This is a genomic window from Candidatus Abawacabacteria bacterium, assembly GCA_016207805.1.
Lineage (GTDB): Bacteria > Patescibacteriota > Gracilibacteria > RBG-16-42-10 > RBG-16-42-10 > JACQZO01.
Genome location: JACQZO010000002.1, coordinates 94,804 through 116,656 on the forward strand (window position 1 = coordinate 94,804; position 21,853 = coordinate 116,656).

The following is a 21,853-nucleotide window of genomic DNA, read 5'->3' on the forward strand; positions in this document are numbered from 1 at the left end:
AGACACAATCCCTGATATAATGAAAGGAAAACACAAATAAATATGTTCAATTACAAATATATACATGCGCTGATTATTGCTAATTTGCTACTTTCTCTAGTGCCCCAGCACGCTTTTGCAGATAATGATGAAGTGGCAGATTTGGTGACTAATTTAAATTGTGTAGTTACTGCCTACTACCAACCAATTGCTGAACAAAAAAACTTCGAAAGAGGGAGTTTGGCTGCCGATATTGCTATGAATGGTGATGATACCGCTGCCGATGGTACCAAAGTGAAACTAGGATTAGTAGCAGCTCCTCCTGACTATCCTTTTGGTACAATTGTTGATATTCACGGATTTGGTGTTGGCGAAGTGCATGACCGTGGAGGGGCTATTAAGGGGAATCGTTTTGATATTTGGGTAGGAAAGGGGGATGAGGGTTTAGCAAGAGCGTTGAATTGGGGAAAACGGACCACAAATTGTACAGTTTACTTACCAGGCAGTTCAGTTCCTGCAGAAGTTAAAGAGCGCATTGGTAAATATAATTTACCCCCAGCATCTTTGCCATCTTCATACTGGGAAAAGAAGCTTTCCGGTGGACGCAAAAATCTCAGTCTTGGCGAGAGTGGTGAAAATGTGTTGTTTTTACGCAAAAGCTTAAATAATATTGGACTAAAGGTAGCGTTAACTGGTGAATTTGATAAGGCTCTAGAAAATCAGGTGATTGCTTTTCAAATTCAACAAAAGATTATCGTTAATGCTGAGAGTTATGGTGCTGGCATAGTAGGTCCTCGTACCTGGCAGGCATTGCTTAGCCAGAAACCTGAGACTAAAGAGTTAATTGAAGAAGCGCCTGAAGGCAAATCTGATGCCTCAGGTTCCGGTCAAGTGATTACGGTTGCCTTAGAATATGGAGCCCAAGGATTAGAAGTAAGTAAATTACAGGAAAACTTACGTTTGCTAGGCTACTTTGATGGACCAACCATTACTGGTTACTTTGGTCCTTCTACCAAGGCCGCCATTGTCCGTTTCCAATTAGCTGAGAAGTTAATTGCTAAAGCCGATGATACTCGAGCCGGAAACTTTGATGAAAAGACGCGTGAACAAATGTTAGCGGTATTGTTAGGCAAAAAGACTACCGTGCCTGATCCTGTTTTAGTACTTAAGCGTGGTAGTAAGGGGACTGAAGTGAAAATCCTTCAAGAAAAGCTTCAAAAGATAGGGGTTTACACTGGTCCTATTACTGACTTCTATGGTGAGCAAACAGAAAAAGCAGTAAAAGACTTCCAATCCCAATACCATGTACAGCTAGCTTCAGCAGCTAGTGAAGGTTCATTTGAGCTTAAAACTGCTACTAGGCTAGATCAGAGTTTAGGTATGGATATTAGTTTGAGTCCTACTTTCATTCGTTACATCGAACAATTCACTCTAGTACAAGGCACTTTGACTAAAGGCAATTAAGATAGTAGTCCTTTAGTTTCTAGCTGATTTTCGTTTACCAAGAATCATATCACGGAGTACTAAAATACTATACTTAGCTAGTCGAATGCAGTGTTTGGCCTTCAATACGGTCCAGATCAAACTGCGTCGTCGGTCCTTACTATCACAGAATTGTTGTAAAAAATTATTCTTCTCTGCTTCAATCACTTTGAACATAGTGTCGAATGTATCATTTCTTTTCATTTGATCCCAAATCCAGCGATAACGTAACTGTTTGTGAAAGTATGCCATCAATTGATTATAATTGTTGACGGCTGCATGCAATTGTTTTGAGTGTAAACTCTTACCCTGGAAATATTCCTCTATTAGTTTGGCACCTTCAATACCTGAAACTATTGCGCCTTTGATCCCGTCAGCGGCAAATGCACCACACAAGCCGGCAGCATCGCCAATTAACATGACATTCTTGTCGATAATCTTTTTCAAAGGGCCGGCAATAGGAATGCCACTGCCGAAGGCAAATACCGGTTTAGTATTGTCAGCATCAATGGCGATGATTTTTTCTGCAAGCAATTTTTGGACAAACTCTTGCAAGAGCTTCCCGCTTTGATTCATTTCATCAGTAAAAAGTTTTGCTAACCCAATACGAAATGCTTTTTTCCCATCAATAATAGTGGGGGAAAGCCAGCCTCCATAACCCAAAGAAAATTCTCCGAACCAAAAATGATAAATGGTTTTTTCCGGCTCTTTACCAAGCAATACTTCCCCTAAATAGACTTGTTCTATACCAAAGAGAAATCGTCTATTTTTGCTCAGTCGATCATGCGATTCGGCAACTTTTGAGTGGCCGCCATCAGCGCCAACTAAAAACTTCGTCTCTACTGTTAGGGGCGCATCTTTATGCTTTAAGTTGATAGTTAATCTTTCGCCAATTTGTTGATATGTTTGTAATGAACAACCAGTAAGAACAGTGACATTTTCAGGTAAAGAATCGGCTAATGCTCTGACCAAATTTCTAGTGTCAGTTTGATAAATCCAATTATGATCTGTTTCTGAAATGAAGTGATTTTTAAAATTGGTGGCAATTACCGCGATTGAGGTGATGGGATTGGTGATGTAGCGATCAATATCAAAAAACTGAGCAAAAATCTGCCGTGTATGTTCAGTAATTAAACCGGTAGACTCTACTTGACTACCAATAACAGGTTTGCGATCAATTAATAATACCTTTAAATGTCGGCCCAGATGGAGTGCCAGAGTGATGCCACCGAAACTTGCGCCACAAATAACTACGTCATACTGTTTGCCCATGATTGTTAATTTGTCTTGATAAATCTTTTGATCTTTTTCCCCTCAATAATCACTTCTTCTAGAAAATTGCTAACTGGTCGTATCCACGTTACATAAGGTGAATAAAGCGCCTGATAGACTACGCACGGCTCTTCATTGCTTTCTAAAAAAGCGATGCTAATGATTTTATATTTTCTGTCCGGATGTTTATAATGGGTGTATTGATCTTCAGCCTTTAAAGTTTGGCTGATTTGCAGGAGCTCTTGTTCTAAAGATGCTGAGTCTTTCATAGCAAATCAACAGGTAAAAGTGTGTCAAAATCTCCTCTAAATTCCACCGCTTCTGCCGGAGATGTGATAGTTACTTTAGGATTGGCTGTATCAAGGGAAATAGAGATTTCCAGTTCGCCACCTGCGAATATGTCGTCTGCTGGTAAATGAAATTTTCCATGCAGTTCAGTAAGTACTTGCTCACTATTCACCCAGTAGTCAAGTTGAGGAGTTAGCATTGAACCCAAGGTTTTACTAGTGCCAGTAAATAAGTTTTCTAAGTTAGCTAAGTCCATATTTTTCAAGGAGTAGTGATAATATGTTTTTCCATTGATTGTCGCTGTCTCTAAATAGGTACTTATTGATGATAACTCAACAAACTCAGGCAGATTGCCTGCTCTTGGTAAGAACATTGCCAAAGGAAAGCTATCTTCTGCTGGCAATTTCAACCATTGGTTTTGAGGTAGGGGAAAGGGAGTAGCGTGATTACCAGTTGCCTGCATATTTTCAAATCGGGAGAACATCCCTTGCTGATTAATAATCATTTGCATACCACCCATAATACTCATGTCCTGATGAACTCCTGAGCCATTAATATTCACTGCTATCGCTTTGTTGCTATAATCTATTGCTCCATTGAGATGAAGATTAATATCCAGATTGCCATCTTGAGCTGATACCATATTACCAGTTACGCTAGCTTTAAAAGTTGAGCTGCAGCTTTCTGTAACAGCGTTACAAGGGGTGTCATCTGCTGAAAGATTATTCCATTCAGTATTCAAGTAATCTGGCTCATCATCACTGTAGCCATAGTCATCTTCTCCATCATTCCAACCTTCATAATCAGTATCTTCAGAGTTATCATGGTGCTCTTCATTAGCTATCGGCTCTAATAAAGGACAATAAACATAGGCTGGTTTGTCCATCGTATAGGCTATCTTGCACCATTGATTTGTTTCTTCTAATACTTCTACATGCATTCCTTTATCTAACACATCAATTACTTTACCTTGTACACTTGGCAGCGAACGGACATTGGCATTTTTTAACACCAAGTGACACCCACAAGAGGCGAGTGCCACATTACTTGTAAGCATTAGCACACAGGAAAGTATCACAAGGGAGCGAAATGTTTTGAGCATAGAATGAAAATATCAGGAGGAACACTACAAGCGTGGTTTGTTGGAGTCAAATGCTAAGCTTTTTGAGCCAGAATTGTTTGGTGTCCTCTTGGTGCTTTAAATATTCCTTCAATGAGTATTTGGTAATTTCATCAGTTTTTTTACTGTAACTCAATAATGTACAAGGAACTTGGGCGGAAATAGCAAAAATATAACTATGAAATCGCATAGCTATAAAATGTGTACAGCTGCTTACCAAGGCAAATACTTTCTCTGGTGTGTGCTCAACTTTGAGCGCAACTGGCAGGTTAAAAGCTTGATTCAAAGTCCTCTGTAATTGAGAGAGAATGTCTCGGTCATCAGGTTGATGTAGGGCAAAGGGAATAAGCCAGATTTCAGTAATAGTTTTCTTCTGGAGAATCTGGTCAACTGCTTGCAATAATTGCCTTTTAACTTCATCAAAAGTAAGCCGCTTACTTTCTCGAATATTAATTCCCAAAATGGTAGAACTGGGATGGTGAATTGGAGCAGAAAAATATCCCCAAACTGGATCAGGAACAATCGTAACTGGCTTTTGAGTATGTTTTTGTGCCCATTCGCTAGAATGTTGATCTCGTACAGTAATTAAAAAAGCGCGCTTTAAAATACCTTTTAGCCAAAGTTCACTAAGGGAGTTTTTGATCGGTCCTACACCAACTGCCCAAATGATAATTTTCCTTTTGAAATAAGAGAATAATAAGGTTCTCAGCCACCAAATGAAGAGAGGACTAAATCCCTTTTGGCCAATTTCTTGATCATGCAAGATACCACCCCCACCAATAACGATATAGTCGCAACTTTTTAAATAAGAAATACTTTTGTGCCAAACTTTTGTTCGCCATTGGCAATAGAAACTCCGGGCACCAGTGGCAATCATGGGGAATATATGGCTAAACTCTGTATGGAGTGCTTTACTGTTGGTAACATCATGACTAAATAGGGCTGTTTCTGACTGAGGAAATAAATGCCTGATCTGGGCATGAATACTTTGTGCTATTGCTTCATCACCGATATTTCCTCTTCCATAACTGCCTAATAATGCAATGCGCATAAAATTTATTTGCTTTCATAAAGTAAAATATCAATCATTTTAAAACAAGCCGGACCATCACTCACTTGATGTTTTGATCACCTGATCTATGCTGTTCACGTAAAACTACTTTCAATTTAATTGCTATTTTATGGCCGAAGCAAAAAAAAAGCTTTCAGTATGGTATAAATTTCTTATTGGAGCTGTCACTTTATTTATTTTGGTCGGAGTAGCGATGGTAGGATATTCCTTTTTGACTCCACCGCAAGTTCGTGGTGATAATTTAGTGCTTGGCCAAATCCAAAAGATCGATCACAGCTCCCCAGTACGTATTCCGTTCTCACGTTGGATGGATAAAGCTTCAGTGGAGGCCGCTTTTCACATTACCCCCTATATTGAAGGTTCCTTCCAATGGGAAGGAAGCACATTAGTTTTTATCCCCCAAACAGGAAATTGGGGAGAAAAAAAACAATATCAAGTATGGATAGATACTAGTGCTCAAGATATTTTACGCAAAAAACTTGCTGAAACATTCTATCAAGGATTTGAAATATCAGGGCCTCCTACAGTGATAATGAATTTACCCCAAGGCGAAATTCAAGATGTGGCAGCCCCTTTGATAATTGTTTTTGATAGGCCAATGATATCTGCCTCTACCCTCACTCAAATGCCTGTTGTGCCACCAGTAAATATCTCTCCTTCGACACCTGGTAAGTATCAATGGGTAGGAACCAATACATTGCAGTTTACCCCTGAGCAATGGCAGCCTGCTACTTCATATACTGTCACAGTTGCGAAATCTTTTCAGGACTTATATGGCCTATCGCTCCAGGAAGATTACTCTTGGCATTTTGATACTGCACATCCCACCATATTATATAGTTATCCTGCCAATGGTTATGAAAAAGCAGGACCACAGACAGAAGTAATCATCCGTTTTAATCAAGCTATAGACCAGCATTCATTAGAACAAAATATTGATTGGGAAATCACTGAGAAGAGACAGAAGGTATCTTTTGCCTTACGCTTAGAGGAAGAGGGGACCAAAGTGGTGCTCACTCCACAGCAACCTTTGCCTTATCAAACTAGTTTCCTTACCACAGTACACAAGGGCCTAAAGTCAGCTCATGGCACCTTTGCTTTGGAGCAAGATTTTGTCCTATCTTTTAGCACCGTCGGTTTGCCTTTGGTAGAAAAAACTGAGCCGCAAGAAGGCAGCAAAGACGCAGCCCGCTATGGGGTGACTATGCAATTTACCAACCCAATGAGTGACAAAGATATTGACCGCTTTATTAAAGTGGAACCAAGAATTGAAAATCAATTTAATGATCTTAGTGAATACGCTGAAAACCAAACATTAACTATTAGTGGTGACTTTTTACCATCAACTCATTATGTAGTTACTCTCAATCAGAATTGGGTGGATCAATATGGACAAAAAATGCCATTCGATTTTATTCTAAAATTCGACACTGCTCCTATTCCAGCAGATGTTGCTTTTGTCGGCCGTCAGGAGTTCGGTCTGATTGATGGCTACGGCGATCGCTATGAACAAATTCTCCAAGCTATCAATGTTGAGAAAGTTCGGCTGAGCCTAGGGAAAATCAATGTCGCTGATATTTGGCCAATGCTGAAACGGGAGTCTACAAACAGAATAGAGTTAAACAATCAGAGTACATGGGATATTTCCTCTCCCAATCCTTTGAATCAAGTGGTAGAAATTCCAGTTGATATTACCAGCAAAATACCTACCTCAGGTGTTTATCTGATGCGAGCTCAAGCAGTGGGGCATGATAATCTCAACTTAAGGCAAGTTTTTTTGGTAAGCAAGACTGCTTTGACTTTGAAAGTTTATCCTACTGGCGGAATGGTTTGGGCCACTGATCTGAAGTCTGGCTTACCAGTAGCAGGGATGCAAATCACTCTTTTTAAAGATGCTCAAAATACTTTACTCCAAGGAACCACTGATGCTGATGGTCTATTTTCATTTCCATGGCCAAGCAGTTTGTCTCTAGAAGAAAATGGCTATTATAACTTCCCATCTCTTTTGGCTATTGGTCAGAAAGGTGACGACTTCGCTCTCACTGGTAATGATTATAGTTGGGGTCAAGGAATTGAGGCCTGGAATTTTTATATTGCTCAGAGCTCTTCAGCAGAAAAGGTGCGGGGTTTCGTCACTACTGATCGTCCTCTGTACTTACCCGGGCAGCAAGTGTTTTTCAAAGGAATATATCGTACGGAGAGAGATAATACGTATCAGCTTCTTAGCAATGCCACAAAAGTAAAAGCAAAGTTAATTAATCCAACAGGAGATGAAATTTGGAGTAAAGAATTACTGATTGATAGTCATTCTACTGTTAGTGATACAGTTAATTTGCCAGTGTCAGCATCTTTGGGTAATTACACCTTAGAGACAGAAATAGCTAATGAAAGGCAGTATATTACATTCCAAGTACAAGAATATAAAAAGCCTCTTTTTAAAGTAGAGGTACAAACTCCAAAGGAGGAATATGTGCGTGATGAGGTAATTAATGTAAAGGCCAAGGCGACTTATTACTTTGGTATGCCTTTAAGTACTGCCAAAGTGTCATATCGCGTCTATGCCAGTGACTATTTCTTCTATCCTGATGGCTATGATCGTTACCAATTCTCAGATATAGAAGCTGCGTGTTTGTACTGTGATCCCACAGGTCGATCCGGGAAGCCATGGGTAGAAAAAACGACAACTACCAATGAACAAGGGGAAATTGAATTTACTATACCTACCACTTTTACCGATGAGAAAGAGTCCCAGATGCTGAATATTGAGGTAGGTGTAGAGGATCCAAATACCAAAGAGATGATTTACTCAAGTCAAAATGTGATAGTTCATAAAGGTGACTTTTATCTTGGTATAGCCAATCAGCAATATGTTGTTGAGCAGAAAGAAAATGCTACTTTTGCTATCGCGAGTGTAAATGTGAAAGGAACGGCACGTACTCATACCAGTGGTGAGGCAACACTCTATAAACGCGAATATAAAACTGTAAAGAAAAAGGGAGTGGATGGCTTCTTTTATTACGATACTTCATTCATAGATACTGCAATTAAAAATACTGCTTTCACTACCGGCAGTGATGGCAAAACTAATTTAGTGTTTTCTATTCCAGAAGGCGGCCAATATCATGTGGGCGTTAGAGCTAGTGATAATAAAGGGCACACCGTTGTTAGTGGCACTAATGTCTGGGTCAATAGTGAAACTTATATTAATTGGGGAAGAGATAATAATGATCGAATGGACATCATTCCCGACAAGAAAGAATACACTATAGGTGAGACCGCAAAACTTTTAGTTAAATCGCCTTATGAAGGTGTCAAAGGTCTCCTCACTATTGAACGGAATGGTATCATCGAAAAAAGAATCATTGATATCTCCACAACAGCCACAGTAATCGAATTGCCACTAAAGCCAGAATATTTGCCTAACGTTTTTGTTTCACTTTTAGCAGTCAAAGGATATGGCAAGGATAATATTCCGGGTTTCAAACTGGGATATGTTAATCTGCGGATCAATACCAGCATTAAGGCATTACATCTGGATTTATCATCTGATGCTTCTGTGTATACACCTCAATCCGTTGCAACAGTGAATTTGACTGTTAAGGATGCCAATGGCAAGCCCGTACGAGGGGATTTTGCCGTGGCCGTGGTGGATCAAAGTTTATTGGCATTAAGTGGTCAAAGAGATGATAATCTAATTGAACGTTTTTTTGGACAGAGGTCTTTGTCGGTATATACCTTTAATAGTTTGGTGACTCTTATAAAGAGAATAGATGTGAAAAAAGGGGGCGGAAGTAAAGGAGGTGATGGAGCAGCCGCTTTAGCAAAGAGAAAACAATTTAAGGATACCGCTTACTTTAACCCCCATATCCAAGTAAATGAAGAAGGTAAGGCGCAAATAAAGTTTACACTTCCTGATAATATTACTACCTGGCAAGTGTGGGTTTTTGGAGCTACTGATGACACATCAGTAGGTAGTGCTACACTACCCTTATTGAGCAAAAAAGATGTCTTTGTTGAGCCGATACTACCTAAGTTTGCTACTAGTAACGATCGAATAAAAATAGGTGCTACAGTTCATAACACTTCGGTTAAAAATACTAATGTAAAAGTAAGTCTTGATACTGAGAATATCGATATTCTCAGTAATCCTATACAAGATGTTCAATTGCCGGCCCAAAGTAGCAGGGTAATATATTGGGAAAGTAAGGTTACAGCCAAACCCTCATTAGCAAAATTGACTTTTCATTTACAAGGAGAGAACAATAATGACAATGTGGAAAAAACTATTCCTGTCTACGCTCAAGCGATTCAATTGGCTACTGCTTTTGGTGGGACTGTACGAGAACAAGCTGTCGTAGAACAGATCATTATCCCTGTTGGCACCGTGGTTGAAAGTATCAAAGGAACGGTGAAGGTCTCATCGCAATTACAAGATACGGCAATGAGGTTTTCCACTGATATCCAGGAGCTTCCTTATAGCTCTTCAGATGTGATTGCTGCTCAATTGCTAGTAACGATTTTAGACGATAAGTTTACTCCCATCGAAAAAGAAAAGCGCTCTGCTGAATTAGTACAAAGGCTTTATGTCTATCAACAAAATGATGGTGGATTTAATTATTTCCCGGGATTAAGTAACAGTAATCCTTATGTGAGTGCCTATGTTTTTTCTGTACTTACTCATGCTCGTAGCCAAAACATAACAATTGATAGTCAGATTCTTCAACGGGCTAAAGATTATTTAGTAGACTATCTCAATCAGCCAACAGAATTAGACCAAAATGCCCAAAAGAGTTTTACCAATGAGGCTAGAAAAGTTGCCGAAACACAAATGCGGGAAACATTAGACAACAAGGCGTATGTTGCCTTTGTTCTAGCTAAAGCAGGAGAGAGCACTCTACCTACGCAGACTCTCGTGGACCGATTGACAGAAATGTCGTTAGCTTCCCAGGCGCATTTGGCAATGGCACTATTGCATCTCCATCGTGATGATCAGGCTCAATCTATAGTGTTAGCTATTAAAAACAAAGTGGTAAAAACTGCTACATTAGCTCATTTCCAAGACAATAGAGTGCCACTTGTGACCATCAATCCAGTGAATAATGGTCTCTATACTAATACAGTAATTTTGCAGTTGTTAGCCACAGCAAATGCCAATGATCCTCTTATTGCTGATCTTATGCGCTATGTTCTATCAGCACGAAATAATGATATTTGTCCTGATATTTTTACGAAATCTTTATACACTTTAGTTGCTCATGAATTGAATCAACAAAACAGTGCTGCTGTCACCTGGAAAGTGCTTTTGAATGATAAAGAGATTGGCCAGGGAAATGGAGCTGGTGAAGTCTCTTTTTCTGCCCAACAGCTAAAGTTAGCTGGTGAAGAAAATACTTTGCTAATTCAAAAAACAGGTAATGCTAATCTCTATTATACCGGTTTGTTAGAGTATGAAGAGCGCAATGTTGCTGCTATGCCACTTACTCAAGGAATTAATGTCTATCGTGAATATTTTGCTCTCGAAGACAAAGAAGGTAAAACACCTTTACACTCTTTTCATCAAGGTCAGGATGTATACGTGAGGTTAAGTGTAATTGTTCCCCATGATCAGTACTTGGTCACCGTAGATGATCCTTTACCGGCAGGCCTCAATGCGCAAAACTTTGTATTTCAAACTAGCTCGCGTTGGCAGCAACATTTGCTTGATGAAATTACAGCCTTACAATTAGATCGTAATACCTTACAAAATATGATATTGCCTTGGACATGGACTCATCAAGAGATGAAAGATGATCGAGTGATTACCTATGCCCGTTTCCTCAGTAAAGGTGTTTATCAAATAAATTATATAGCGAAAGCCGGTGTGTCAGGCACTTATCAAGTTAGACCTGCCCGAGCATTTGTCCAGCATGCACCGGATATATTTGGTACCAGTGCGGCAAAAGAAGTTATAGTAACCCCCTAATTAATCCTCCATATCGACCAGCACTTCGGAACCCAAGGGACCTTTTCTGATTAGCAATCGATCAGGAAAGGTTTCCTTTAATTCATCGACATGAGTAATGATGATAATTAAGCTAAAAAACTTTTCCAGTTTGTGCAGGATCTGCACTATATGATCTCGACCGCTTTCATCTTGGGAACCAAAGCCTTCATCAATTACCAGGAAGTCAACGTGCTCATTACTTCTTTCGGTCAGGAGCTTGGTCAAAGCCAAACGCAAAGCAATATCAATGCGAAAAGCCTCGCCGCCACTAAAAAGTTCATAGGTCCTAGTACCAAAGGTGTCTCCAATCAAAATGTCCAAGGTTTCAATTTGAGTGTCTTTGTCAGTTTTACTTGTTCTGGTCAGGCTGAAACGAATACTCATGGTATTGTCGGAAAGAAAACTTAAAATGTCATTGGCATATTGTTCTAGACGAGGAATGGCTTCTTCAATGATCATTGTTGGTATTCCTCGATAACCGAAGGCATCTACTAATAGGCCTAAAACATCTTGATCTATGTTTAAGTTGTGGAGCTGTTCTTCTAAGCCTTTGATCTGCTCGCCGATTCTGTCTATTTCGTTGCCTAAGTGTTGAGCTAGATTTTTTTGTTGTAATAGGTCTGCTTGTTTCTTGAGCATCACTTCCTTATCCGATCGGAGTTTTCTTAAAGTTTCATTATCAACAGTGGTTTTACTTAGGATCATCTTTAGCTCTTGTAATTTCTCATCTAGAGCGGCGTATTCCTTTTTGTCTCCTTGCTCCATCTCTGTTAATAACGAAACTTCTTTATCTATTCCTTGTAATTCTTGTATATAATTTTGATAATCTCTATACAAACTATCGTCAGCCAATAATTGATCTCTTTGCTGTTGGACAAGAGCTAATTCCTGGTCGGATACTTTATTTGTCTTTATCTCAACTTGGAGGAGATCTCTTTCTTGGGCCAACTTACCTTTTTGTGCTTCGAAGTTCAGTAATATCTCTTTATTTCTTTCAGTGAGTTGTTGTAATTGCTGAAAAATACTTTGTGCTTCTTGCAGCTTAGCGCCCGCTTCAATCTGCTCTCGCAACACTATACTCTGCTCAGATAAAATAACTTTTTGTGCTAATAACTGATCATTTTGCTCCTTTAGCGTATTGTAATGTTGAACTAGATCACTTCTCTCCTCATCATACTTTTTGACTATTGTTTCTTTGTGATGGCTATCTACCCCTTGTTCGCAAAGCGGACATAATTCACCTAATCCCAAAAGTTGCTCCTTTTTTACTTTAATTTGATTACCCTGATGAACGATCAGATTTAGTTCTTGTTCTAAGCCACCGATTTGGCTACTGATTGCAATCAATTGATTTTGAACTGCAGCATAAGTCTCATGTGCTTTTTTTGTTGCTAACAACTTTTCTGCCAATTGTTCAGATGTTTCACCTATGATCAATGGTGAATGTTTTAATTTCTCATATTCCTGTTTATACTTTTCATTTTGTCCATTGATTTGTGTCTGTATCTGCTCAAGTTGGTGATCTATATAGGACAGCTTCTCTTTAGCATGTTCTTCAACTATTTTTGCTTTCTGTAGCTTGGTAACCTGATCATGAAGGGCTTGCAATTTAATATGGTCTATTGGTGCCGGATGTTTTTCAGGTAGCCGGGCTTGTAGTGGTTTTCTTCTTTCCACCAAAGTTTGTATTTTGCTTTTGGTACTTGCCAACTTTTGAGCATACTGTGCATGTGCATTCTCTAAATAACGCAATTGTTCTTCCTGAGTTTGTTTAATCTGTAAGGCAGCTTCGATACTTTTAATCTGTTCATCCAAGTTTCGACTATCTAGTGTTAACTGAGTGTGATTTATTTGTCCCAAAGCAATTTCGATTTGAGTGATTTCATTACTGATTCTGCCTTTTTCAGCAAGTAAATACTGTTTTTGTTGAGTTATCGCCTGCTGTTTGCTTTCGGCTTCACGTAGCTGATTCTTGCTTATTTCATGCCACTGAACATAGCGTTCAAGATTCAAAATTGTTGCCAAAAGTTCTTTTCTCTTGCTAGGAGATTTTTGGGTAAACTCTTGAGCGTCACCTTGCCTTAAAAAAGCTGAACTAATCAAAAGGTCATAATCAATACCAATCAGTTCATTGATTCTCTCTTGGGTCGCACTAATGGTAGCGTCAGTAAGTACTGTGATTGGCTCAGTAAGACTTTGTAATTCCAAGATTGAGACAAATCCTTTGCCCTTTTTACTCTTTTTGCGAATAATTCGGTAAGTATGGTCGCGAATTACCAAATCCAGGCGTACTTCCATATCAGTACTGCCACTATGCATAATTTCCGTATCTCCTCCAGCTCGTGTTTTTCCCCAAATTGCCCATAGCATTGCATCCAAAATGGAGCTTTTCCCAGCACCATTGGCACCTAAAAACAATAAGGTATGATATCGACTGAAATCGATATCTACACCTTTTTCTCCATAACTTAAGAAGTTTTTGAGATAAAGATTTTTAGGATGCATTGATGCTTACTGCATTAATTGCTGAAGTACATTATGAGCGATCATATCTCTTTCTTGTTTGAGGAGTTTCTCATCACCAAATTGAATACTAATTTGCATGCCAGTTTCTATATGGGCAGGCAAATGACTAAGTGGCCAATAAACCGTCTCGCCAGTGCCATCTAATTTAAGCAAAGCCTGACTATCCTCAATTCGCTCGACAGAAGCAAATGTCAGATATTGTGAAATGGATTGGGCAACTTGGGAAACGAGCATAGGAACTTTATAAGATTTAACTATAGCATGGGATAAACTGAAACCTAGCCCACCTATCGACAAGGTCTTTACAACTTGCTCCTAGTGGTCTCTGGTTATCTTTAGCTGGGAATTGTTTTGACAATACTTGGTATTTTGCTCTTTACCTTGTGCCATGCTATTTTGGTCCCGTTCTTATTGGTCTTCCTTATGCGAAAATATCACATTACAACTTTTGGCTGTCAGATGAATGTTTCCGACTCAGAACGGATCTCAGCAGTGTTAGAAAGCCTAAATTTTGCTCAAGCTGCAAAAGAGAGTGAGGCTGATGTCGTTATTTATAATACTTGCTCAGTACGTCAGAAATCTGAGGATCGAATTTTGGGTAGTAGAGAAAAATGGCAAGCAATGAAGAAACAAAATCCCAACATGGTTATTGGTGTTACCGGGTGTATGGTTTCTCATAAAGGCTACAACTTTAAACAAAAGCTTCCTGAGGTTGATATCACCTTTTCTATTGAGGAATTGCCCACATTACCAGGAAAGTTAGCTGAGTTGATGGGGGTTGATCTGAATGTCAGTGAATATAATGATTATCTAAATATAATCCCAAAAGTAAAAAATAATTTTCAAGTATATGTACCGATCATGACTGGTTGCAATAATTTTTGTAGCTTTTGTATCGTGCCATTTACCCGAGGGAGAGAACGTAGTCGCCCAGTAAAAGATATCATTGCTGAAATTACTTCGTTTGCTGCTAAAGGTGCCAAGGAGGTGACGCTCTTGGGTCAAAACGTAAACAGTTTCCGAGGTGCGAAAGAGGATGGTAAATCGGCAAGTTTTGCCTATTTACTGCATCAAGTTGCCAAAATTCCAGGCATTGAGCGCATATTCTACACGTCTCCTCATCCCAAAGATATGAAAGATGATGTTATTCAGGCTCATGCTACGATTGCCAATCTCTGTCCCACGATCCACTTACCTGTACAGTCAGGTTCATCTACGGTACTGCGTCGTATGAATCGTTTTTATACTAAAGAAAGTTTCTTGGAGCTGGTGAAAAAGTTTCATGAGGCAGTGCCTGGCATTACTATCAGTACTGACATTATCGTAGGTTTCTGCGGTGAGACTAAAGAGGAGTTTCAAGATACTCTGGATATCTATCGTAAGGCCCAATTTGATTTAGTATACATAGGTATGTATTCACCTCGACCGCACTCATTGGCCTACAAGATGAATGATGATATATCAAAAGAGGAAAAGAAAAGAAGATTTCGTGAATTACATGCCTTGCAAGAAGAAATTGCCGAAGAAAAAAATAAGGTGTATTTAGGTACAAGTGTAAGCGTCTTGGTTGATAGGGTAAAAAATGATACAGCATCAGGACGCTCACAACATTTTAAATATGTTGAGCTGCCGGCTGAAGGTGTGCAGATCGGAGATATTGTAACGGTAAAGATTAATGAAGCTTTGACATGGGTACTTCGTGGCGAGAAAGTATAGTGGAGCAGGCGAGTCAATATATAGAGACTCAATTGAAGAAAGAGCCACAATCTCTATTAGTACTTTTGGGACCTACTGCTTCAGGGAAAACAAGTCTGGCTTGCGAATTGGCAAAAAAGTTTCCTTTAGAAATTGTCTCAGCGGATTCTCGGCTAGTATATAGAGGCATGGATATTGGTACTGCCAAACCTCAAGCTGCTGAACTTCAGCAAGTGCCCCATCATCTCATTGATATTGTGTCTCCAGAGGATAATTTTACTTTGGCAGATTATTTACCCAAAGCCAATGAAGCAATAGAAAAAGTATTTGCTAACACCCATGTGCCCCTGCTTGTCGGTGGCACCATGCTTTATATTGATGGCTTGGTATATAATTATCAGTTACCCGGTAGTGAAGGGAAAAAAGTTGCTAATTACCGTAATTGGCCATTGGTCCAATTACAAGATCGACTAATGACGCTGAATCCTCAGGCACAACATATTATTGATTGGCAAAACAGCGTGCGTCTTATGAGGGTATTAGAATATTATGATCAAACTGGAGCTTGGTTATGGCAACAAAAAAAAAGAGGAACTAGCAAATATCCTTATTTACTTTTAGGCTTGGCAATTGACAAAAAGTTACTACGTGCACGAATTGCTGCCAGGGTGGAAAAACAGTTGGCTGATGGCCTAATAAAGGAAGTTCAGCGACTTCAGAAGACTTGTCCAATCATTCCCAATGCTTTAACGGGCATTGGCTATAGACAAGTGATTCGCTATTTAAATGGCGAATATTCTTTGCAGGCAATGAAAGACCAGGTCATTCGCGATACCTGTGCTTATGCCAAAAGGCAAATGACCTGGTGGAAACGAAACAAAGAAATTATTTGGCTTTCTGTAACTGACTGATTTTTGCTTCCAATTCAGCAGGTTGTCGTAAACCAATAAAGCGTTCTACTTCTTTGCCATTTTGTATGAACAAAAGTGTAGGAATGCTGGAAATGCCAAATTTACCAGCAGTGATACCTGCTTCATCGACATCAAGCTTTGCCACCTTTATTTGCTCCTGGTATTTTTCCGCCAGAGCTTCAACAATCGGAGTTTGCATTTTGCAGGGACCGCACCAGGCAGCATAGAAATCGATTAAAACAATACCTTGATATTGTTCAACTTCTTGGCCAAAATTTTGATCAGTAATATGAACTACCATAGTTGCAGAAATTAATTGCTCACATACTATACATGTTCTCTCTAGCCGAAGTATAGGGAGTAGAAAATAATATGCTACAATACTTTTGTATTAACCAATTTGCTTGTTTATGCACACTTCTTTTTCTAAGGCAAAGCTGCTGTTACCGATATTCGGAGTTCTAGTATTAGCTGCTTGTAGTTTGTCACCAGCAGTACCCACACCACCATCTCCGCCAGTTGCACTACCTAATATTCTGAATAATCCACTAGCCGGTTTGCCGACAAACTTACCGAATAGTGATCTGAATTCAGCACTCCAGGGACTAAATGCTCTTGGCCAACTCGGCCAGGCTGTAGGTCCTGATGGTACAATTACCAACCCTAGTGCTGTGAGTGGTATCGTTAATTCCTTTGAAGAATTTGCCCGAGCCCAAGCAGCTCGTGATTTTCAAGAATTAGAAAGCGTCGATTTCCCTGAGGGGGTGCCAGATAGTGTAAAAAGTTTCAATTATACTAATGGAAAACTTTCTGGTGCTTCATTCCAATCTATGGACCCAATTGATTTGCGTTTGACGTATCTGACTATGGACACACTGAAAACAGTAGGCGATTTCTATCGTAGTTTAGCCAAAACATCTGCAGCTGGGGAATGGAAGGTAAAAGGTCAGGCAAACGGTTCTGATAAAAGTCATATTGAATTACAAAAACTACAAGGCACTAATGATGATCGTGTCTTCATTGAATTCGAAAAGCAAAGTGGTCTGACAGAAATCAATATTCGTTACTACAATTACAGTCGCTAAATTAAGTAGGTAATGAAAAAAGAGCTAATAATTTCTATTAGCTCTTTTTTTGTAAATGAATTTCTTCTTGCCACAGGTGATAAAAATAAACAGTAGTAATAATACTAGTGAATAAAGTGGCTACTATTGAACTTAGGATTTGCCCATACGATGATGTGGCGATATAAATCTCACTATAAAGAGGAACAAATAGCTGTATAACCGCATTTGTCACAATAGGTAATATACTTTGGATGAGCAAACAAGGCAGTACTATTAAGCCGATACGCAAGGCCAAATAAACATACCGACTCTTGGTCAGCTGAATCGAGCTTCCTATCGGATTAGCTTGCCCTGTAAAGAAAAAGTAAAGAGTGAAAATGACTTTAGGTCCGTGATAGATCAAAAGAAGCAAGTTTATAATTAGTGAGAACAAAATAATATAAACTCCCAAAGTATTGGATAATGGCACAATGTCACTTTGGTAAGTAAATGCTACTGGAATTAAACTAACCCAATGTTGTCCTAGTAGCCATAAGGGGATTACCAAAGACCAATACAAATAAAAAAGAGCAAGATCAAAGGCGAATAGAGAGCCTTCTTGTACGTTGAGAATAGTGCCACCAATTAAGATGCCAATGATGCTAAAGAAACTGGTCTTTAGTATCAGCTGATACCAAACTTTTACGATAGTAATCATTGATTGTAGCTGATGCTGGACATACATAATGTAGCTGCGTAAGTAGGACTTAGCAGTAATAATATATGCTCAGATTATAAGCAAATTAAGCTCGGGGTAAAGCTGTCTCTTTAGCAATTTCTTCCAGTGCTGTGAGCTGATGTAACAGAGGGATATGAGGGTGCTCTAGTAATCTGGTTGTTAGCTCAACGAATGTGCCATGCAATAGTGCCAAATGTTGATGCGAGAAATGGCTTGTCTGATCGGCTAAGCTTGGTTTTAGTAGCTCTGTAAACACTTTTTGTACTTTAGCAAGGAAATCTTTATCTGCTTTTTCATTGGTGATAGCATTTTGAACTTGCTTTTCGCCGTATGCTAAATAAGCATTAATTAAACGATAGAGTTTATTAACCGTTTGCATGCGAATAAATTCTACTGAATTCAGATCAATCATTACATGACCACGTTTTCTCGGTTGTCTAACTGGTGAGCTTGGTATGCGTGCTTGGACTGGGATTTCTGCATCATGAAAGATTGCTCTATTTGTTGTGACCATAAGAGCGGCGCCATATATAGCAGATATATGAGGCAATCTATCGGCTGTTTTCACTGCCAACTCAGGTCTCAGCACTTCTGTCAATGCTGCTCTAGCTTTTGCTGCTAAAAGTAAATGCTCTACTAATAACTCTAATTCTCCTACCAACTCCACTTTTCTTTGCTGACTATCTGCATCTAGTTTAATTGCTAATGATGGTCGTGCTGTGTCAAACATAATTGCCGCTCTTTCCATACTGCGTACATCGATATTTCTCTCAGCTCGTAAGCGTTTTTCTAAAAGGTCTCGAATACGTATTTGACTTACCTCTTCAGCCAGACGTCTACTTTCTTGCCCACATGCATCAAAAAAAGTGGTTTGTGCTTTTGGATTAACGCAAATTTCTCGCAGATGTTCATATTCTACTCCACCAATCTTAACGGGATCGAACCTTGCCATAATTAAAAAATGAGGGATAGTAAATTACAATCATTACTTGCAAAAAGCAAGGGGGGTGAGTACAATGGGGATGACATTAAAAAATACTATATGTCTAGAGTTGAAAATTTAAAAGAAAGCGAGCCAGGGGATCTAGTAGAAATGGCTGGAGTTTTAGCAAGTGAAGAAGAATTGGCAGCTCAATTGAATCCTGCTAGAGTTGGAGTTCGCGCACGTCTTGCAGGCTTACATGTTGCACCACCAGCGCCTGAAGCTCAAGCAAAGTCAGGAGTATATCGTAGCCGCGACGCTGCTTAGAGTTTGTGTGTATTGCCGATCAACACTAAAAAGTAAGGGGCTCTCAGTAGGTGCTTGCTTTTTAGTGTTTTTAGTATTGCCTAATTGCATAAAGAACTTTACTATACGCTCCTTTGATTACAAAATATGTCTTTAGCAAGAGGGAGCGCTGACTGTATTGTTGGTTTAGGTTGGGGAGACGAGGGCAAAGGGCGTGTGGTTCATAAACGTGCTCGAGGGTACGAAATTTGCGGCAGAGGTAATGGAGGTAGCAATGCTGGACATACCTTAGTGCTCAAAGATGGTAGAAAAATTGTAGTACATGCATTGCCTTCAGGTGTAGTTTATCCTGACAAAGAGCTTTATATCGGTTCAGGTTGTGTAGTAAATCCGATCAAAGTGCTAGCAGAAATTGCTGATCTAAGAGCTAACGACATTGAAGTAGGGGATAGATTGCATATTTCTGTATTAGCGACCACAGTGACACCCTTACATGTTTTAGAAGACAAATTAACTGGTGCAGCAATCGGCACTACAGGTAATGGAATTGGACAGGCCTATACAGGTAAAGTGATGCGCAGTGATGAATTGGGTCTTACGAATTTACGTGTATCTGACGTATTGAGTGATCCTCAAAGAGTAAAAAACTTACTACATCAACGTTGGTCTGCGCTTAAAATTGCTATTTTAGAAAAGTACCAGGCCTTATTTATTCTTTATTGTCGTAAACAAGAATCTTTGAAAGAATTATCACCTGACTTTGCTCTGGAAGCAGTAGAAAAGCAAGTATTAAGCGATATTGATAGTTTTATAGAATCAGTAAAAGTGATGTCTCGCCAAGGCTGGTTGGAAAGAAATGCTGGCTGGATGAATTCCCAATTAGCGAAAGGGAAAAGAGTACTTGGAGAGGGAGCTCAAGCCATAGGTATTGATGTTACCTACGGGGTTCATCCTTATGTCACCTCAAGTAATGCAGGACCGGGGGCTGTTTTAGTAGGTATGGATGTAGCACCCCAGTTTATGGGTACTGTTACTGGAGTGATCAAGGCAATTGCATCTAGAGTGGGAAATGGCCCATTCGTTGGCGAATTCGGTGGAGAAGAATCTGAAAAGTACTGTGCAGCAGATCCGGTACCTGGCAGAGTGGTAGAGCAGGCTCGCTATCAAATTGCTACTTTGCTTAGATCTAAAAATCCTATGGAGGTTGGTATTGCTTTGCGTATGCTAGGAGATGAATATGGTGCTACTACCGGTAGACCAAGACGTTTGGCACCATTAAATGTCCACAAATTGCAGCAAGACGTGGCCATTCATGGTATAGATGACATAGTTATCACCAAGCTTGATCGCTTAGCGGATTTTAGTGGTGCTGAGTTGTGGCATGGTGATATTCCTGTAATTGCTGGGTATGAACTAGGTGGTGAGGAGATTGATTATGAGCCAACTACTGAATCAGAGCTTCGCCAGGTAGTGTCTCGGTTAGAGCTCCATCCACGTTTCTTGAAAGATATTTCGGGGATCACTAATAGTGCAGACTTGCCTCTCCAGGCCCAAGCTTTTGTTCGAGCGATAGCAGAAAAAACTAGAGCGAGCATTAGCGCTGTTGGCGTGGGACCAGGTAGGGATCAATTATTAGATTGGGCTGCTTAAGCTTTTTTGCGTAGTACTACAATTAGCTTTTTAGTGAGAAATTCCCGCAACTTTGTCATTGTTGCTAAGTTGCGCAGAATCGGTTTCTCAAACTTTTCTATTACATAGTGTTCAAGAGAAAAGTTGCTTTCTTTGAAGATCTTATCTGCTTGAGTCAACGTAATATGATTGAGATAACCAACATATTCTTGGCCTTGAGCATTTCTACTAATACGAAAATCAATTCTTTCTTGGCCATCAGGCAAGTCCTGAACCAGGTGTTTATAAGCAGCAATTAAAGTTGTCTCGGCAAAAAACACATGTGCCCAGGGGATATGGATGGCGTCCCACATATGATGCCCCAAGAAATGGTAATAGGGCTCGAAATTAATACATAGCAATCCTGCTGGACGCAAAATTCTCTCAGCTTCTTTCAGCATATTCTGAGGATTGCTGACATGTTCAAAAACATCATTAGCAATCACAATATCAATGCTATTGTTCTCAATAAAGCTAGGTTTGGTAATATCTCCTTCGATAAACTCTAATCCCTGTTCACCTTTTGTTCGTTCTTTTGCTTGTTCAATAAGCGTTTTTGAAGTGTCTAAACCAATCACATTTGCCGCACCATGCAGCTTGAGCCAATGAGACTTTCCTCCAGCACCACAGCCAAAGTCCATCACGCTCTTTTCTATCCAAAACTTTTCTCCTAGTACTTTTTCAAAACTTTTAAATACCAAAGGAGCGCTTTCCCGTTCATAATCATAATAAGCCAGCTTCTGCTGAGCACGCATATTAAACGGATGGGGGCGGCCTTTAAAGAAGCGATTGAGAAACAATAAAAACTTAACCGAAAAAGACATGCTAGCAACAGCTAAAATCT

The 21,853-nt window shown here is 39.6% G+C and carries 17 protein-coding genes; 7 read left to right on the forward strand and 10 right to left on the reverse strand.

What is annotated here, in order from left to right:
- Positions 1-42 precede the first annotated feature (42 nt).
- Positions 43-1,443 carry a peptidoglycan-binding protein gene (locus HY817_00840; protein ID MBI4835786.1) on the forward strand — a complete coding sequence of 467 codons (1,401 nt, stop codon included), beginning with the start codon at positions 43-45 and terminating at the stop codon, positions 1,441-1,443.
- Between the two features lie 12 nt (positions 1,444-1,455).
- Here HY817_00840 and HY817_00845 read toward each other — a convergent pair whose 3' ends face one another.
- The 4 genes from HY817_00845 to HY817_00860 form a co-directional block, all read right to left on the reverse strand.
- On the reverse strand, positions 1,456-2,733 hold the full coding sequence (locus HY817_00845) for an NAD(P)/FAD-dependent oxidoreductase (GenBank protein MBI4835787.1): 1,278 nt from the start codon (positions 2,731-2,733) through the stop codon (positions 1,456-1,458).
- 5 nt (positions 2,734-2,738) lie between these two features.
- On the reverse strand, positions 2,739-3,002 hold the full coding sequence (locus tag HY817_00850) for a DUF1653 domain-containing protein (GenBank protein MBI4835788.1): 264 nt from the start codon (positions 3,000-3,002) through the stop codon (positions 2,739-2,741).
- Positions 2,999-4,078 carry an SH3 domain-containing protein gene (locus tag HY817_00855; GenBank protein ID MBI4835789.1) on the reverse strand — a complete coding sequence of 360 codons (1,080 nt, stop codon included), beginning with the start codon at positions 4,076-4,078 and terminating at the stop codon, positions 2,999-3,001. The genes HY817_00850 and HY817_00855 overlap by 4 nt, the downstream gene beginning before the upstream one ends.
- A gap of 91 nt (positions 4,079-4,169) precedes the next feature.
- Entirely contained in the window at positions 4,170-5,192 is a 1,023-nt protein-coding gene (locus HY817_00860; protein MBI4835790.1) for a polysaccharide pyruvyl transferase family protein, read from the reverse strand.
- A 130-nt stretch (positions 5,193-5,322) separates the two neighbouring features.
- Here HY817_00860 and HY817_00865 point away from each other — a divergent pair, with 130 nt between their 5' ends.
- Positions 5,323-11,175, forward strand: coding sequence for an Ig-like domain-containing protein (locus HY817_00865; GenBank protein MBI4835791.1), 5,853 nt, complete (start codon positions 5,323-5,325; stop codon positions 11,173-11,175).
- Here the strand turns inward: HY817_00865 and HY817_00870 are convergent, their stop codons facing one another.
- Both HY817_00870 and HY817_00875 read right to left on the reverse strand, forming a co-directional pair.
- A complete protein-coding gene (locus HY817_00870; protein MBI4835792.1) occupies positions 11,176-13,701 on the reverse strand; it encodes an SMC family ATPase in 2,526 nt (841 codons plus the stop codon). It lies immediately after the preceding gene.
- Between the two features lie 6 nt (positions 13,702-13,707).
- Positions 13,708-13,956, reverse strand: a complete 249-nt coding sequence (locus HY817_00875) for a hypothetical protein (protein ID MBI4835793.1) — start codon at positions 13,954-13,956, stop codon at positions 13,708-13,710.
- Positions 13,957-14,145: 189 nt separating this feature from the next.
- Between HY817_00875 and miaB the strand changes: the two genes are divergently transcribed.
- Both miaB and miaA read left to right on the forward strand, forming a co-directional pair.
- A complete protein-coding gene (gene miaB, locus HY817_00880) occupies positions 14,146-15,438 on the forward strand; it encodes a tRNA (N6-isopentenyl adenosine(37)-C2)-methylthiotransferase MiaB (protein ID MBI4835794.1) in 1,293 nt (430 codons plus the stop codon).
- Entirely contained in the window at positions 15,411-16,328 is a 918-nt protein-coding gene (miaA, locus tag HY817_00885) for a tRNA (adenosine(37)-N6)-dimethylallyltransferase MiaA (protein ID MBI4835795.1), read from the forward strand. The genes miaB and miaA overlap by 28 nt, the downstream gene beginning before the upstream one ends.
- On the opposite strand, the gene trxA is transcribed toward miaA, so the two are convergent.
- The gene (trxA, locus tag HY817_00890; GenBank protein MBI4835796.1) at positions 16,303-16,629 is read right to left on the reverse strand and encodes a thioredoxin; all 327 of its coding nucleotides are present in this window, start codon (positions 16,627-16,629) and stop codon (positions 16,303-16,305) included. The genes miaA and trxA overlap by 26 nt on opposite strands.
- A gap of 109 nt (positions 16,630-16,738) precedes the next feature.
- On the opposite strand from trxA, the gene HY817_00895 reads away from it, so the two are divergent.
- Complete coding sequence (locus HY817_00895; GenBank protein ID MBI4835797.1) at positions 16,739-17,413, forward strand: hypothetical protein; 675 nt, start codon at positions 16,739-16,741, stop codon at positions 17,411-17,413.
- 37 nt (positions 17,414-17,450) lie between these two features.
- On the opposite strand, the gene HY817_00900 is transcribed toward HY817_00895, so the two are convergent.
- A complete protein-coding gene (locus tag HY817_00900) occupies positions 17,451-18,119 on the reverse strand; it encodes a hypothetical protein (GenBank protein ID MBI4835798.1) in 669 nt (222 codons plus the stop codon).
- Positions 18,120-18,177: 58 nt separating this feature from the next.
- On the reverse strand, positions 18,178-19,065 hold the full coding sequence (locus tag HY817_00905; GenBank protein ID MBI4835799.1) for a hypothetical protein: 888 nt from the start codon (positions 19,063-19,065) through the stop codon (positions 18,178-18,180).
- Between the two features lie 90 nt (positions 19,066-19,155).
- Here HY817_00905 and HY817_00910 point away from each other — a divergent pair, with 90 nt between their 5' ends.
- Entirely contained in the window at positions 19,156-19,362 is a 207-nt protein-coding gene (locus HY817_00910) for a hypothetical protein (GenBank protein ID MBI4835800.1), read from the forward strand.
- Between the two features lie 126 nt (positions 19,363-19,488).
- Positions 19,489-20,991, forward strand: coding sequence for an adenylosuccinate synthetase (locus HY817_00915; GenBank protein ID MBI4835801.1), 1,503 nt, complete (start codon positions 19,489-19,491; stop codon positions 20,989-20,991).
- On the opposite strand, the gene HY817_00920 is transcribed toward HY817_00915, so the two are convergent.
- Positions 20,988-21,833, reverse strand: a complete 846-nt coding sequence (locus HY817_00920; protein MBI4835802.1) for a class I SAM-dependent methyltransferase — start codon at positions 21,831-21,833, stop codon at positions 20,988-20,990. The two genes, HY817_00915 and HY817_00920, sit on opposite strands and share 4 nt — an antisense overlap.
- Between the last annotated feature and the right edge of the window lie 20 nt (positions 21,834-21,853).

What these genes read in the sequence shown, in the direction of transcription:
- HY817_00860 (MBI4835790.1), bottom strand. Translation starts at nt 5,192, where the DNA reads ATGCGCATTGCATTATTAGGCAGTTATGGAAGAGGAAATATCGGTGAT.
- HY817_00915 (MBI4835801.1), top strand. Translation starts at nt 19,489, where the DNA reads ATGTCTTTAGCAAGAGGGAGCGCTGACTGTATTGTTGGTTTAGGTTGG.
- HY817_00895 (MBI4835797.1), top strand. Translation starts at nt 16,739, where the DNA reads ATGCACACTTCTTTTTCTAAGGCAAAGCTGCTGTTACCGATATTCGGA.
- miaA (MBI4835795.1), top strand. Translation starts at nt 15,411, where the DNA reads ATGGGTACTTCGTGGCGAGAAAGTATAGTGGAGCAGGCGAGTCAATAT.
- HY817_00865 (MBI4835791.1), top strand. Translation starts at nt 5,323, where the DNA reads ATGGCCGAAGCAAAAAAAAAGCTTTCAGTATGGTATAAATTTCTTATT.
- HY817_00850 (MBI4835788.1), bottom strand. Translation starts at nt 3,002, where the DNA reads ATGAAAGACTCAGCATCTTTAGAACAAGAGCTCCTGCAAATCAGCCAA.
- HY817_00910 (MBI4835800.1), top strand. Translation starts at nt 19,156, where the DNA reads ATGTCTAGAGTTGAAAATTTAAAAGAAAGCGAGCCAGGGGATCTAGTA.
- HY817_00905 (MBI4835799.1), bottom strand. Translation starts at nt 19,065, where the DNA reads ATGGCAAGGTTCGATCCCGTTAAGATTGGTGGAGTAGAATATGAACAT.
- HY817_00875 (MBI4835793.1), bottom strand. Translation starts at nt 13,956, where the DNA reads ATGCTCGTTTCCCAAGTTGCCCAATCCATTTCACAATATCTGACATTT.
- HY817_00870 (MBI4835792.1), bottom strand. Translation starts at nt 13,701, where the DNA reads ATGCATCCTAAAAATCTTTATCTCAAAAACTTCTTAAGTTATGGAGAA.
- HY817_00855 (MBI4835789.1), bottom strand. Translation starts at nt 4,078, where the DNA reads ATGCTTACAAGTAATGTGGCACTCGCCTCTTGTGGGTGTCACTTGGTG.
- HY817_00920 (MBI4835802.1), bottom strand. Translation starts at nt 21,833, where the DNA reads ATGTCTTTTTCGGTTAAGTTTTTATTGTTTCTCAATCGCTTCTTTAAA.
- HY817_00840 (MBI4835786.1), top strand. Translation starts at nt 43, where the DNA reads ATGTTCAATTACAAATATATACATGCGCTGATTATTGCTAATTTGCTA.
- HY817_00845 (MBI4835787.1), bottom strand. Translation starts at nt 2,733, where the DNA reads ATGGGCAAACAGTATGACGTAGTTATTTGTGGCGCAAGTTTCGGTGGC.
- HY817_00900 (MBI4835798.1), bottom strand. Translation starts at nt 18,119, where the DNA reads ATGTATGTCCAGCATCAGCTACAATCAATGATTACTATCGTAAAAGTT.
- miaB (MBI4835794.1), top strand. Translation starts at nt 14,146, where the DNA reads ATGCGAAAATATCACATTACAACTTTTGGCTGTCAGATGAATGTTTCC.
- trxA (MBI4835796.1), bottom strand. Translation starts at nt 16,629, where the DNA reads ATGGTAGTTCATATTACTGATCAAAATTTTGGCCAAGAAGTTGAACAA.